General features: G+C 45.6%; 14 protein-coding genes. 5 read left to right on the forward strand and 9 right to left on the reverse strand.

Annotation, left to right across the window (positions count from 1 at the left end; genetic code table 11):
- The 4 genes from ACYFDN_RS14090 to lptM are packed head-to-tail and all read right to left on the reverse strand — an operon-like array spanning nt 1 to nt 2,944.
- Entirely contained in the window at nt 1-702 is a 702-nt protein-coding gene (locus ACYFDN_RS14090) for a DUF484 family protein (RefSeq protein WP_483511632.1), read from the reverse strand.
- On the reverse strand, nt 699-1,529 hold the full coding sequence (gene dapF, locus ACYFDN_RS14095) for a diaminopimelate epimerase (RefSeq protein ID WP_483511633.1): 831 nt from the start codon (nt 1,527-1,529) through the stop codon (nt 699-701). The genes ACYFDN_RS14090 and dapF overlap by 4 nt, the downstream gene beginning before the upstream one ends.
- A 4-nt stretch (nt 1,530-1,533) precedes the next feature.
- Nucleotides 1,534-2,787 carry a diaminopimelate decarboxylase gene (gene lysA, locus ACYFDN_RS14100; RefSeq protein WP_152785411.1) on the reverse strand — a complete coding sequence of 418 codons (1,254 nt, stop codon included), beginning with the start codon at nt 2,785-2,787 and terminating at the stop codon, nt 1,534-1,536.
- 28 nt (nt 2,788-2,815) lie between these two features.
- On the reverse strand, nt 2,816-2,944 hold the full coding sequence (gene lptM / locus ACYFDN_RS14105) for an LPS translocon maturation chaperone LptM (protein ID WP_016400069.1): 129 nt from the start codon (nt 2,942-2,944) through the stop codon (nt 2,816-2,818).
- A 74-nt stretch (nt 2,945-3,018) separates the two neighbouring features.
- Between lptM and cyaY the strand changes: the two genes are divergently transcribed.
- Entirely contained in the window at nt 3,019-3,342 is a 324-nt protein-coding gene (gene cyaY, locus ACYFDN_RS14110; RefSeq protein WP_343212557.1) for an iron donor protein CyaY, read from the forward strand.
- 122 nt (nt 3,343-3,464) lie between these two features.
- Here the strand turns inward: cyaY and ACYFDN_RS14115 are convergent, their stop codons facing one another.
- A complete protein-coding gene (locus ACYFDN_RS14115) occupies nt 3,465-5,939 on the reverse strand; it encodes a class I adenylate cyclase (RefSeq protein WP_338622553.1) in 2,475 nt (824 codons plus the stop codon).
- A gap of 253 nt (nt 5,940-6,192) precedes the next feature.
- On the opposite strand from ACYFDN_RS14115, the gene hemC reads away from it, so the two are divergent.
- Genes hemC through ACYFDN_RS14135 form a run of 4 tightly spaced genes read left to right on the forward strand, consistent with a single transcriptional unit; the run spans nt 6,193 to nt 10,227 of the window.
- On the forward strand, nt 6,193-7,119 hold the full coding sequence (gene hemC, locus ACYFDN_RS14120) for a hydroxymethylbilane synthase (RefSeq protein WP_483511635.1): 927 nt from the start codon (nt 6,193-6,195) through the stop codon (nt 7,117-7,119).
- A gap of 9 nt (nt 7,120-7,128) precedes the next feature.
- A complete protein-coding gene (locus ACYFDN_RS14125; RefSeq protein ID WP_483511636.1) occupies nt 7,129-7,896 on the forward strand; it encodes a uroporphyrinogen-III synthase in 768 nt (255 codons plus the stop codon).
- Nucleotides 7,883-9,058 carry a uroporphyrinogen-III C-methyltransferase gene (locus ACYFDN_RS14130; protein WP_483511637.1) on the forward strand — a complete coding sequence of 392 codons (1,176 nt, stop codon included), beginning with the start codon at nt 7,883-7,885 and terminating at the stop codon, nt 9,056-9,058. The genes ACYFDN_RS14125 and ACYFDN_RS14130 overlap by 14 nt, the downstream gene beginning before the upstream one ends.
- On the forward strand, nt 9,058-10,227 hold the full coding sequence (locus tag ACYFDN_RS14135) for a heme biosynthesis HemY N-terminal domain-containing protein (protein WP_152785403.1): 1,170 nt from the start codon (nt 9,058-9,060) through the stop codon (nt 10,225-10,227). The genes ACYFDN_RS14130 and ACYFDN_RS14135 overlap by 1 nt, the downstream gene beginning before the upstream one ends.
- A 63-nt stretch (nt 10,228-10,290) precedes the next feature.
- Here the strand turns inward: ACYFDN_RS14135 and fre are convergent, their stop codons facing one another.
- From fre to ACYFDN_RS14155, 4 genes are read right to left on the reverse strand one after another with little or no spacing between them, the layout of a single operon-like run.
- Nucleotides 10,291-10,986: an NAD(P)H-flavin reductase gene (gene fre / locus ACYFDN_RS14140; protein ID WP_472589534.1), complete on the reverse strand. Its 696-nt coding sequence runs from the start codon at nt 10,984-10,986 to the stop codon at nt 10,291-10,293.
- A 4-nt stretch (nt 10,987-10,990) separates the two neighbouring features.
- The gene (locus ACYFDN_RS14145) at nt 10,991-11,263 is read right to left on the reverse strand and encodes a 2Fe-2S iron-sulfur cluster-binding protein (protein WP_483511639.1); all 273 of its coding nucleotides are present in this window, start codon (nt 11,261-11,263) and stop codon (nt 10,991-10,993) included.
- Nucleotides 11,263-12,729, reverse strand: coding sequence for a 4-hydroxy-3-polyprenylbenzoate decarboxylase (gene ubiD, locus ACYFDN_RS14150; RefSeq protein ID WP_472589536.1), 1,467 nt, complete (start codon nt 12,727-12,729; stop codon nt 11,263-11,265). Before ubiD ends, ACYFDN_RS14145 begins: the two co-directional genes overlap by 1 nt.
- 29 nt (nt 12,730-12,758) lie before the next feature.
- Nucleotides 12,759-13,661: a hypothetical protein gene (locus tag ACYFDN_RS14155; protein ID WP_215426321.1), complete on the reverse strand. Its 903-nt coding sequence runs from the start codon at nt 13,659-13,661 to the stop codon at nt 12,759-12,761.
- Between the last annotated feature and the right edge of the window lie 27 nt (nt 13,662-13,688).

The raw sequence follows: 13,688 nt of genomic DNA on the forward strand, positions 1-13,688 counted from the left end.
TTACTGCTCTGACTGAAGCGGAACTAATCGTAATAACAAACTGCTGATAACCTGACAAAGCTGAGTAAGCAATAAACTGTCCATGCCTGCTACATAATGGTCGGCATCACGGCTGGCGGCCACAAAAAAGCCCAGCTCTGCGTTATTGCCCAAAGGCATTAGCGCTACCGATGCAATGTCGTCGGTGTTATCAAATAGCAACTCCAGTTCACCTTTTGTCATACGGCCAAAGTAATGTGGCTGCTGACTTAAACGTGTCACTCTTACTCGCTCAATCTGCTCTTTCTCTAAGCCATATTCCGGCGAAAGATCATCTAAGTTGAACTGGTGGCTTAAGCGCAGTGATACACGTTCCACACCAAGGTCATCCACTAAGGCTCGGCTTAGGCGATGCTGTAATTCAGCAAACGAATCGCAAGCCATTAAGTCTGGCAGTAAATCTACATAAACATGGTAAATTCGCTCATTGAGGCTGGCCACACTCATTAGATCAGTGATTTCTTGTTCTAAGCTCAGCACCTTGTCACGCAATCGCTGAACTTGCAGCTCAACCAAGGAAACCGCACCCTTTTCTTTATGCGGTAAACGCAGTTGCTTGATAAGGCTTGGATGACGCGCAAAAAAGTCGGGATTGTCGAGCAGAAACTCGACAACCAAACTTTCATCAATCAGCAGGGGCTGAGATAGATCAAACTCACTCATATATGTACCTGGCCATCAAAAACCATTGTTGCTGGTCCGGTCATTTTCACCGGTTTACCTTCTCCAGCCCATTGAATACGTAAACGCCCACCGGGCAAGTCTACATTTACTGTCTCTGCCAACTTACCTTGTTGGCGCCCCACCACCATGGCGGCACACGCGCCAGTGCCACAGGCGAGGGTTTCACCAACACCACGTTCAAAAACGCGCAACTTAATATTTCTGTCGTCGACAATTTGGCTAAAACCCACATTCACCTTTTGTGGAAAACGCTCGTGCTTTTCTAAGCGCATTCCCAAGGTTTCTAGTGGCGCTTGGCTGATGTCGTCGACTTCCAAGACACAATGAGGGTTGCCCATTGAAACAGCCCCGGCAAATACTGTTTGTTCTTGGTCACGCAAAATATAGGTTTTCTCGGCTTTTTTAGCCTTAAACGGAATTTTGCTTGGCTCAAATTCCGGCACACCCATATTCACCGTCACCTGACCGTCGTTCTCAACATGCAAAACGATTTTGCCAGACTTAGTACTTACGCCAATACTGCGTTTATTGGTTAGCCCTTTATTTACAACAAAACGGGCAAAGCAACGTGCACCATTGCCACATTGCTCCACTTCACTGCCATCAGCGTTAAAAATACGGTAGTGAAAATCTAATTCTGGATCGTAAGGCGGCTCAACCACCAAAAACTGGTCGAAACCAATACCAAAGTTGCGATCAGCCAAACGGCTAATCACTTCTTGGTTAAAAAACACGTTTTGAGTGACATTGTCGATAACCACAAAGTCATTTCCCAAACCGTGCATTTTAGTAAAGTTTACTAGCATTGGCTTATCCTTCGGGCAGCAGCGTTTCGCCGGCCCAAAGTGATGCTAAAACTTCACGCTCGCGTACTAGGTGAGCTTTGTCGCCATCGACCATTACTTCGGCGGCGCGACAGCGCGAGTTGTAATTAGAACTCATGGTGAAGCCATAGGCTCCAGCAGAGCGCACTGCAATGTAATCATTAGGCTCAATGGCTAATTCGCGATCTTTACCTAAAAAGTCGCCAGTTTCACACACAGGTCCCACCACATCGTAGCTGGCCATAGCCAGTTCTGGCTTGTTAATAACGGGGACAATTCGCTGCCAAGCGCTGTATAAGGCAGGGCGCAATAAGTCATTCATTGCCGCATCAACAATGGCGAAGTTTTTACTCTCCGACATTTTTAAGAACTCAACTTTAGAGACCAAGATGCCAGCATTGGCCATGATTGCACGGCCAGGCTCAAACAATAGCTTGAGTTTACGATCGCCTAAACGCTCGGCTAAAGCACTGGCGTAATCGGCAGGCTCTGGCGGTACTTCATCATCGTAATTAACGCCTAAGCCACCACCTACGTCTAGGTGCTCAATCACAATACCTTGTTCGGCTAATTGATCGATGAGAGCTAGCAACTTATCAATGGCTTCTACAAAAGGAGAAATCTCAGTTAGCTGAGAGCCAATATGACAATCTACACCAACTAACTTCAAGCCCGGTAAACTGGCTGCATAAGCGTAGGCTTCAAGAGCACGCTCAATGGCGATGCCAAATTTGTTTTCTTTAAGGCCAGTAGAAATATAAGGGTGAGTACCCGCGTCGATATCTGGATTAATACGCAAAGAAATAGGTGCTTGTTTGCCAAGGCTTTGGGCCACGCGACTAATACGGTCTAACTCTGGTTCAGACTCAACGTTGAAACAGTGAATCCCATGATTTAGTGCATCAGCGATTTCGGCTTCGGTTTTTGCCACACCAGAAAACACAACTTTACTTGGATCACCACCAGCTTCAATCACTCGGGCTAATTCGCCGCCAGAGACAATATCAAAACCCGAACCCATGCGAGCCATAATGTTCAATACTGCAAGATTAGAGTTGGCTTTTACTGCATAACAGATCAAATGTGGACGTTCGCCCGCCGCTTTATCAAAAGCCTTCCAATGACGCTCAATAGTGGCGCGAGAATATACGTATAGAGGCGTACCATAAGTACTTGCTAAATCAGCTACCGAGCATTGTTCTGCATGTAAGTGCTCGTTTTGATAACTAAAAAAATCCAATGATCTGTCCTTAATTGTGTTGCGTTGCTTACTCGCTTGGCGTTACTTGCTCGGGAGCGCTCTCTGGCTCGGCTGGCGGGTGGACTAAAGGTCCTTTTTGACCACACCCACTTAGGCCGATGCTTAGCAAAATAACGGCAATTGCTTGTTTGTTCATGATTAAGCCATGATTCTTTTTTGAATGCCCTCTATAATCCGCATTCGAAGCAAGAAAAGCAATAGGACAGGATGATTGTGATGAATGATAGCCAATATCACCAGCTAGTAGATGATGCCTTTGAACGTATCGAGCAAACCATGGACAGTGACGACTTCGATATTGAGTGTGACATCAATGGTGGCGTGCTAACACTCGAGTTTGAAAACCGCAGTAAAATGGTGATTAACAAACAAGAGCCTTTGCATCAGCTTTGGTTAGCCACTAAGTTTGGCGGCTACCACTTTGAGTGGCATGAAGCCGAACAGCAATGGATATGTAATAGAAGCGGTAACGAGTTTTGGAGCCTGTTGGTTGAGTCAATCACCAAGCAAAGCGGTGAAGAACTGAGCTTCTAGTAACAAATGCTACAGCAATAAGATCAACTTGCCACTAGCCATAGACGACAGCAAGATTGTTATGTTTAAGGGTAGCGGCAAGTTAGTATTAAGCTTGATATAAAAAGGAGGAAGTAAAACTTTTAACTGCTGCGGTAAGACTCAACCTGCCACTGACCATCTACAGCAACAATGTCGTAAAACTGCGGCAAATTGAAATTCACCACTTCATGACGGGTACCGTATTGCTCGCGAGAAGAGGTGTAAAAACGGTTAATGCCCTGCACCAACTCTTCTTTACTGCCTTCAAAATCTTGATACATTTCGATGCGATTATGCTCATCTACAATGTAAATATTGAAGCCAGTCGTGAGGTTTTCAAAGAAGTACTGAACCAAACCTTCACTGGCATGCGCTTCTACAACATTAGGCACTTTTTTGGTATTGCCAGCGTTTAACTGCAAGGGCAAACGTTGCAATTTGTTGTTTGAAAGCTGACGGTAAAACTCTACGCCATTCTCTAGTTTTTTCACCGATACGCCACGGTCTTCAATAAACAAACCGTATTTTTCGTTACCCAATACAATGGTTTTAACAATCCGTTTATCCAAAGGCTGCAAACGGCTTTTAATGCTCTCGACCAATAGTTGCTTAAAGTTAGCCCCAATTTGCTCAGGCAAGTTTTCGCTGTAACAAAATACATCAATATGCTCGGGGATATTTGCGTCGCGGTGCATCTTGCCCAATATGGTTGTTAGCGCATCTACCACCGCACTATCACCCGAGAAATGTAGTGTTCTGATTTCGTTCCAAGTATTGCGATAGACCAAATCTACCGACCCCACTAGGCAATCGGAATCTCGGCCAAAACTAAATACATCGGTAGAAATAGCATCAAACTCAATCACCTTGCCGCCCCAGTTGGCGGTAGGGTCTTTTTCAAGGTTGATGAACACCCCAAGATGGCGAATTTCACAAGGCCGAGTTAAAGCTAAGTTACTGGCTGCATCTACGTTTACTGGAAAGGCTCGGCGTAAATCTTCGGCAAATTGATTAAGCGTATCTAAATTTAAATCGCCCGGATGAGTATGCAAGCTCAGCTGAGTTTGGTCAGTTTTAAGCTGATTGAAATAACTCCACGCTAATAACTTAGAAATGTAGGTGGCATGCTCTAACGGAGGCTGGCCGACAATCTCCAAGCCCGTTAACGGCTGCTTATACAAATACCAGCCTTCGGCGCAGCTGCGGCCTTTGCCCACATGAATAAAGCTAAGGTTAGCTTCCGATAAATCGGGAGAAATTTGCGGATTAATTAAGGTGACTTTGCCCGGCAGGCTTTCAAAGGCAGCGTAGAGCTTACGCGACAAAATGCCGATGTCTTCCGGGTTAATTGACTCACTAATGTCGTTACGGCGAGCGAAGCGAATTAGGTTACGGTAGCTAAGCATCAGCGCGTCTAGCAACTCGCTGTGGGCTAACCGCACATCTTGCACCTTCCAAGCTCGGCGCAAATTCAAATGCTCAATTTTTTGTTGTGGCCATTCCCACTGTTTAACCAGTTTAGCCATGAAGCGCTGTTGCCAAGTTAGCGAACGAACATCTAACAGATCACTAGGCAGCGGGCTACATTCACAGTTTTTTAAATAGAAACAACGGCGCACTAAATCAAGACGGGCATAATCTTCAATGGACTCAAGGTATTGGGTCACCTTGTTAAGCATTAAATAGTAAGCGTCTTGCTCTAAGCCAAACTCTTTGCCCTGTTGCATCAAACGCTTAGCTTCTACCGCTAGTAGGCTAGGCTTTGGATAGTCGGCGGAATAGGCTTCCATCAACATGGTTTTAAGCACCGCTTTATACGGCGAATCAATGCCCTTATATAGCTGCCACAAACCTGAACCAAAATACTCTTCGGCAGGAATGGTATCTAAGCCGCCTAAATCCAGCCATTGCTCATGATTAAATACACCTAGCTCAAATTGCTGCTGCACAAAGCTGTCGTAGCTTTGTTCTAAATCACTGGGTACTGCAAACCATACCAGCTGCTTACCCGCTAGTGGTAGAGCGGTGCGATAAAACTCATCAAGTAACAGAAGGTGCTGGGCACTACCACAATTGTCTTTAGACAATTCGCTAATTGAACCGGTTTTAAACTGGTTCTCTTGCACCATAAAGAAGTTAAGCTCTACGCCCTGATGGGCAGCCCAAGAAGAGATTTGCTCACACTTTTCTGCCAGCAGCGCCACACGCTCTGGTGCTAGGTCGGTGTTATGACATACCCAAATATCTAAATCGCTAGATTCGGTTTGGCCTACTGTGGCAGTACTGCCCATAGAATACAAACCGAGAATTTCACATTGCTCAGGCTCTTCGGGACTGCATAAAAAGTGCTGCTGCAAATAAATGCCATGGCGAGCACTTGGCGCAAATTGACATACGCCGCTAGGCACGTCGCCTTCAATAAAGCCAGGGATACAAGGGTGCGAGTAATGCAACATCGAAGGCAGCAGTTCAAATACCTGCTGTACAGCGGCTGGCATTGTTTGCAATGCTAGCTGCTTTCGGTGTTGATTAGTTTGGTTAGCCTTCTCTAACAGAGTGGCAATCGTATCTCGCAAGTTTAAGTTACCTAGCTTTATCGCGTTTGTATTTAATGTAATTTAGACATCACTAAAGTGTGATCATCTTAACAGTTAGTATAATAGTGGTAAACAGATACGCACACTTTTAGTGGGTATATTTTAAGCAAGTTACCCTCACAAATACCTAAGCTAAAACAAACTTTTGGCTATTTTTAAGCCAGTAATGCTTACTTGGGCTATAAACTAACTGGTGATACTATCTCCGGATAAATAATAGAGGTAAGTGTTTGTGAATAAAGTCAGAATTGCCACGCGCAAAAGTCCATTAGCCATGTGGCAAGCCTATTTTGTGAAAGCTGAGTTAGAGCGTCACCACCCAAACATTGAAGTAGAACTTCTGCCAATGAGCACCAAAGGCGACAAAATACTCGACACCCCTCTGGCCAAAATTGGTGGTAAGGGGCTATTCATAAAAGAACTTGAAGTAGCAATGTTGGAAGGCTTGGCCGATATTGCAGTGCATTCGATGAAGGATGTGCCAATGGAATTTCCTGAAGGCTTAGGGTTGCACTGCATTTGCCAGCGCGAAGATCCACGTGATGCCTTTGTAAGCAACAATTACCAAAACCTAGCAGACTTACCTGAAGGTGCGGTTGTGGGTACTTCTAGCTTACGCCGTCAATGCCAACTTAAGGCGCAACGTCCAGATATTCAAATCAAGGACTTACGTGGCAATGTTAATACCCGATTAGCCAAACTAGATGTCGGTGAGTATGACGCAATCATCTTAGCCAGCGCAGGTTTGTTGCGCCTAGAGATGCAAGACCGCATTAAAGCCTATATCGAACCTGAGCAAATTTTACCTGCAGGGGGCCAAGGGGCTGTAGGCATAGAGTGTCGTAGCGACGACCAAGCCTTACTTGCATTGCTTGCCCCTTTGAATCACTCAGCAACAGCAGCTCGAGTGACTGCTGAACGGGCGATGAACCGCCGTTTAGAGGGCGGCTGCCAAGTACCTATTGGCTGCTACGCAGAGCTTAAAGATGATCAATTGTTTGTCCGCGGCCTAGTGGGTGCCCTTGACGGCTCTACAGTGATAGAAAAACACATTACTGGCAGCAGCCAGCAAGCGGAACAGCTTGGTTTGCAACTTGCTGAACAGCTGTTAGATGCGGGGGCAGAACCGATCCTTAAGGCGGTTTACCAACAACAATAAGAGGTAGCGGTGCAGGTACTTGTAACGCGGCCCGAGCCGCATAATCAACGTTGCATAAGCATGTTACACGCCAATGGCTATCAAGCCATTGCTGCGCCCATGGTTAAGATAACCGCCAGTGAGCAAATCGGTGATTTACCTGCATTAGTTAAAACCGTTAACCAGCAACACTTAATCATTGCTGTTAGCCAATATGCCGTTGAAGCTTGCCAGACTTATCTTGCAGAACACGCCCTTAGTTGGCCACAAAACTGCCAATATTTAGCGGTAGGCAAAGCCACCGCCGAATGTTGGCAACAATATGGAGTGAAGGCCATGGTCCCTGCGCGCCAAGATAGCGAGGGCATGCTGGAGCTAATCAACAATCAACTGCAAGGTATTAAGCAAGCGCATATTCTGCGTGGCCAACAAGGCCGAGAATGGCTCGCAGAACAGCTCCAAAAACAAGCCATTCAAGTTAACTATCTCACCTGTTATCAACGCCAATTGCTGCACTATTCAACGCAACAACTTGATCAATGGCGGTCACAGATCAACACTATTGTGGCGACAAGTGGTGAAATTTTGAAACACCTTACTACCCTTATGAGTGAACCTAAGCAACTAAGGTGGCTAAAAAATACCAAACTATTGGTACCCAGCCAACGTTTGCTTGAATACGCAAACAGCTTAGGTTTTATGCATACAGTATTGTGCGACGGCGCATCAGATAAGGCTTGCATCGACGCGTTAGCGCGAATGCAGTCATCTGCAAGGAATGAAAATGACCAAAAATAAACAATCAGATAGTCAAACAAAGGCTACCGACATTAGCGATTCTAGCAGTGCAAAAGAACAACCAACCAGCAGCGCTGCCGCTACGCCTCCCCCTAGCAACACTCCATCAGCTCCCGCCAAAGGCGACAAACTAGCAAAAATATTGGCCATTGTTGCCATTATTCTCAGCCTATCTATTGCGGTAGGTTTATATTGGCATGGACACCAATTTAGGGAGCACGCAGATACTCAGCTACAACTTTTAAAAACCACCTTGCAAGCTAAAGAGCAAAACCTAATTAGCGCGCAAGCTAGTAGCAATAATCAAATCAGTGAGTTATCGCAAAGTGTTGCAGGGCAAAATCAAGCCATGGCCGCTTTGCAAGCTCAGCTAGAACTCACCGAGCAAAACCGCAAAACCATAGAACGCCAACTAGCCTTACTGAATATTAAAGATGCTAACCATTGGCGACTCAACGAAGCCAACTATTTGTTGCAACTAGCGGCTTATAAACTGTGGCTAGAGCAAGATCCGGTTACTGCTATTGCCCTGCTTACCGAGGCCGACAACAGCATAAACAATGCCGACGACCCACACTTGTTACCATTGCGGCGCGCGATTAATACCGACGTACAATTGCTAAAAAGCATTCCATTGGTAGATAAAGAAGGCATCGCATTTCGCTTAGAAGGCATATTGCAGCAAGCAGAAAGCCTACAACTGGCGGAAATTGAACTGCCAGAAGCGGTAGCAGCCCAAGACAATCAACTAAGTGCTGACAGCGCCGACTGGCAAGACAATCTAGCCAAAAGCTGGCGTAAGTTTAGCGAAAATTTTATTACGGTGCGCCGCCGCGATGGCCAAGTAGAGGCACTTATTGAGCCACAGCACGCCTGGTATTTAAAAGAAAACCTGAAACTTCAGTTACAACAAGCCGAGCAGGCATTGTTCCGCTCGCAAGGCGAACTATTTAAAGCCAAATTACAACGCGCCGAACAATGGGTGAGTGAATTTTTCATTCAAAACTCCCAAGCTCAAGCGATGATTGAAGACTTAAAGCAACTACAACAACTAGAAATTGTCGATAAACTGCCTGAACAACTAAGCAGCCTAGGCGCCGCCGAACAAGCGATTAAAGAGCGCCAACAACGCTTATTGCCTTCCTTAGAAGGAGCTGAGTAATGGTTAAAATCATTGTTCTTTTAGTCTGTCTAGCGCTGGGTTTAGCGCTAGGCCCGCAACTAGCGGGCAATAAAGGCTACGTGCTGATTGCCTTTGATAATTACACCATTGAAATGTCGGTCACCAGTGCATTATTCCTTAGCTTTATTTGCTTTTGTGTATTGTTACTCAGCCTATGGCTAGCTCGTTGGCTGTGGTTAAGTTTCTCCCGCAGCGGCGCTTGGTGGGGTCACCGTCGTAAGCAAAAAGCTAACAGCCATACCCAGCAAGGTATGCTGGCCATGATGCGCGGCGACTATCAAAGTGCCGAAAAACTGGTGAGTAAAGCAGCCAATTTAAGCGACGCACCTGCACTAAACTATTTAACCGCAGCAGAAGCGGCGCAAGAGCAAGGCCAAGATAAAAAACGAGATAAGTACCTAGAGCAAGCAACCCGCATCACCAATAACGATGCCGCAGTATTAATCACTCAAGCTCGCCTACAACTTAAGCAACAAAACTACAGCGCAGCATTAAGCAGCATTGAGCAGCTGCCTCATGAGAACCTCAAGCAAGATGCAGTTAAGCGTATGTTACTCACTATTCTTCCTGAGCTTAGCCTTTGGCAGCGCTATATCGACTTACTGCCGCTGGCCCTTAAAGCAGGCCTAATTGACAACGACCATTATCAAACTCAGTTGTCTAGCGCCTACAAAAGCTTGTTTTTGGAACTTGCCAATAGCCAAGGCTCTGATGCCGTAGCCCAACACTGGAATGGCATGCCCCGTAAACAAAAGAAACAGATGGCCATTGCTGCTGCAGCTTGCCGGGCTCTAATTAGTGCTGGCGATAATGCAGCGGCTTATCAATTGCTCGGTGATCTCATCAATCGAAATCTTGATAGTGAGTTATTAGAGGTTGCAGCAGAATTACACCTGAACGACGTGCATCCCTTGCTTCAGCAGTTATCTAGCTTACGCCGTAAACACCCAGAAAATGCTGCTTTACTGCGTTTGATTGCTCAATTACACCTGCAACAACAACAGTGGGAAGAAGCAAAAGCGCTGTTTGAAGAAAGCATGAAGCTAGCGCCAAGTGCAGAATGTTATCAAGGTTTAGCCGAGGTACACCGCCAACTAGATGAACCCGAACAGGCAATTCATTACTACCGTCAGGCACTGGCTATTTAAAACACCAAAAACTGAAAACAAAAAAGGCGAGCTTAGCTCGCCTTTTTTATTCAAATAGAACGCTTAAATAAATTCGTAAGCATCGCCATGTAATTGTTCAATCGGCAAGCCCTGCTTAGTAAACGCAGTTCTGGCTATATCAGCCATTTCAAACCGTCCAGCAATGTATACTTCTAATCCGCTCATATCGGGGAAATCTTCTAGCACGGCTTCATGCACTAAGCCCTTTTTACCGGTCCACTGCGGCATTGCTTGCTCAAGCACCGGCACAAACTTAACCTGATCCAACTCTTCCCATTGGTAGGCCAACTCATGCAAATACAAGCCCCCTAAATTACGCCCACCCCAATACAAATAAATTTCGCGGTCTTGTTCGGTATCTACAAGGTGTTCGATAATGGATTTAGCATAAGAGAAACCGGTACCGCCCACCATAATCAGAATTGGCCGTTGGCTGGCCTCATCAAAGCCGGCATTTCCAAATGGCATTTCAACTTCGATTTCACCACTTTTCTTTAATTTATCAATTACCTGCCTAGCATAGGGATTACCTTCTGGGGCACCAATATGCAACTCTAGTACATCGCTTTGCTCGGGTGAACTGGCTAGTGAAAATGGTCGTTTATCATCTTCTGCCATAACAATTTGCAGGTACTGACCAGCCACAAAGCTCTGGCTCTCTTGTGGCTGTAATTCTACATTAAAAATATCATCTAAAATCGGCGAGACCGATGCAACCTTACAACTAATGCGCTTCATACTTTCACCCTTCTAAACTTATATTCAAATCTGATTTTGCACTGGCTAAGCAAGCTAAAAACCAACCTTTGGTTTGTTCGGCTTCACTTAGCATTGGCGCCATTCCATGGTAAATAATCTCGCCGGATTTACACCGGGCTAAGCAACTGCAGCAACCACCTTGACGGCATCGATGTGGCCAATCGATGCCCTGCGCTAAAGCGGCTTCAAGAATACTTTGCTGAGGCCCAACACTAAATACTTGCTGCGCTATTGTTACTCGATAATTGTTGGTCATTAGTCTATGCCTAATTGATCCCAAATACTATCTACACGCTGTTTCACTTCTGGAGCCATTTCAATTACTTCGCCCCACTCCCGATTGGTTTCACCGGGCCATTTATTGGTTGCATCCATACCCATTTTTGAGCCTAAACCGGAGACGGGTGATGCAAAATCTAAGTAATCGATGGGTGTATGATCGATCAATGTAGTATCGCGTGTTGGATCCATTCGGGTAGTAATAGCCCATATTACATCCTGCCAAGAACGGGCGTTGATATCATCATCACAAACAATGACAAACTTGGTGTACATAAACTGCCGTAAGAAAGACCACACCCCTAACATCACCCGCTTAGCATGCCCCGGGTATTGCTTTTTAATAGTGACCACTGCCATGCGGTAAGAACAGCCTTCTGGTGGCAAGTAAAAATCTACAATCTCAGGGAACTGCTTTTGCAAAATAGGCACAAAAACTTCGTTCAAGGCAACGCCCAACACAGCCGGTTCATCTGGCGGACGACCGGTATAAGTGCTGTGGTAAATAGGATCTTTACGCATTGTAATATGAGTAATAGTGAATACCGGAAACTCATCAACTTCATTGTAGTAGCCAGTATGGTCACCATAAGGGCCTTCTGGAGCCGTTTCATTGGGCTCTAAATAACCTTCTAAAACTATTTCAGCACTGGCAGGCACTTCTAAGTCATTACTTATACATTGAACGGTTTCGGTTCTACCACCACGCAGTAAACCGGCAAAGGCATATTCCGATAAGGTATCGGGAACAGGTGTCACGGCGCCAAGAATGGTGGCGGGATCAGCGCCCAGCGCAACCGACACCGGATAAGGTTTGCCTGGATTGAGTTCTTGGAACTCGCGAAAATCAATCGCACCACCACGGTGTGATAACCAACGCATAATAAGCTTATTTTTGGCTAGCTTTTGCTGGCGATAAATACCTAAATTTTGGCGCTTTTTATAAGGACCTCGGGTAATAGTTAACCCCCAGGTAACCAACGGCGCAACATCCCCCGGCCAGCAGTGCTGAATCGGCAACTTGTCTAAGTCCACCTCATCACCACTCCATACAATTTCTTGGCAAGGCGCAGAACGTAGCTTTTTAGTTGGCATATTAAGCACTTGCTTAAATATGGGCAGCTTTTCCCATAACTCTTTTAGCCCTTTAGGCGGCTCAGGCTCTTTTAGATAAGATAACCAAGTGCCTACTTCACGCAAGGCAGACACTGACTCTTGACCCATGCCTAAAGCAACACGCTCGGGAGTACCAAACAAGTTACCCAATACTGGCATTGAATGGCCTTTAACATTCTCAAACAATAATGCTGGACCGCCGGCTTTTAAAGTTCGGTCACAAATCTCGGTCATTTCCAGTTCGGTAGACACTTCTAGGCTGATTCGTTTGAGCTCTCCACGTTGCTCTAACAAATCAATGAAATCTCTCAAGTCTTTATATTTCATTGTAATAACCTGGTTTCTGGCTTGTGTAGTTATTGAGACTGCATCTCAATCATTACCATTGCAGCCAACTCTTGGTGTTCTGATTCTCTAAACTGCGCCAAAATAAACTGGGCAGCGGGAGGATATACTCGCCCCAAACGGGCAATAGCACTGTATGAAAAATACAACAATTCTGGATTTTCTGCTGCTCCGCGAAGCAAGTGATAGGCACGCTCTGCCGGTAGCCGCTGAATGAGCCACTCAAGCAACGAAACACTATATTGATCCATTGGCAGGCTCAGTACTTCGGCCAAGGCTTCATCACTGCCAATACCTATTGCCATAGCAACTCGCACGTTATTATCTGGAAAATACAAACGATCAGGCATATGCAGTTTTACATATTCAAGCTGCTCTGGAGTTAATTGCCTAAAAGCCCGCATCACATCCAACTGTTGCGCCAATAGTAACGGATTGTTTTTTCTAAAGATCAATGACCATTGAAATTCATCACGCAACAGTTCACTTAAATAAAGCTGTGAGCGTTCTGCAGATACTTTATTAAGAATTAAACTTCGCGCCAGAGCAGGGTAATCAAAGCTAGGACGAATAACTTCATAGCCGTCAATGACTGCAGCTTCGCGCACTGTTGGTCGCTCGGAAGCCAGCTCTAGTAACCAGTTTTTTAAGGTTTGGTCTGGAATGTGATTATTTTGATGTAAATAACGCAAGCTTTCGAAAAGCAAAACTTCTCGATCATGAGGGCGTAAATAAGGCAGTAGATCAATCACCCAAGCGGGCTGATTTTGCATTAAGGTATCAACGCTGCGCTGCAAAATCATTAGCGGCACATCTTGATAAAGTGGTTGTGAGGGCGGATTAGGACCTTGCTGCTCCGCTTGAGCAGACAGGTGAAATAATAGCCCAAGAAGTAGCAGTAAGCGTTTCATCATCCAAAACGAAACTGGCCGAATTAACGG

This window comes from Agarivorans sp. D1326, from assembly GCF_056958115.1.

Bases quoted from the DNA above. Each gene is read 5' to 3' on its own strand.
- ubiD (WP_472589536.1), bottom strand. From the start codon at position 12,729: ATGAAATATAAAGACTTGAGAGATTTCATTGATTTGTTAGAGCAACGT.
- dapF (WP_483511633.1), bottom strand. From the start codon at position 1,529: ATGCTAGTAAACTTTACTAAAATGCACGGTTTGGGAAATGACTTTGTG.
- lptM (WP_016400069.1), bottom strand. From the start codon at position 2,944: ATGAACAAACAAGCAATTGCCGTTATTTTGCTAAGCATCGGCCTAAGT.
- fre (WP_472589534.1), bottom strand. From the start codon at position 10,986: ATGAAGCGCATTAGTTGTAAGGTTGCATCGGTCTCGCCGATTTTAGAT.
- ACYFDN_RS14130 (WP_483511637.1), top strand. From the start codon at position 7,883: ATGACCAAAAATAAACAATCAGATAGTCAAACAAAGGCTACCGACATT.
- ACYFDN_RS14090 (WP_483511632.1), bottom strand. From the start codon at position 702: ATGAGTGAGTTTGATCTATCTCAGCCCCTGCTGATTGATGAAAGTTTG.
- ACYFDN_RS14145 (WP_483511639.1), bottom strand. From the start codon at position 11,263: ATGACCAACAATTATCGAGTAACAATAGCGCAGCAAGTATTTAGTGTT.
- ACYFDN_RS14135 (WP_152785403.1), top strand. From the start codon at position 9,058: ATGGTTAAAATCATTGTTCTTTTAGTCTGTCTAGCGCTGGGTTTAGCG.
- ACYFDN_RS14155 (WP_215426321.1), bottom strand. From the start codon at position 13,661: ATGATGAAACGCTTACTGCTACTTCTTGGGCTATTATTTCACCTGTCT.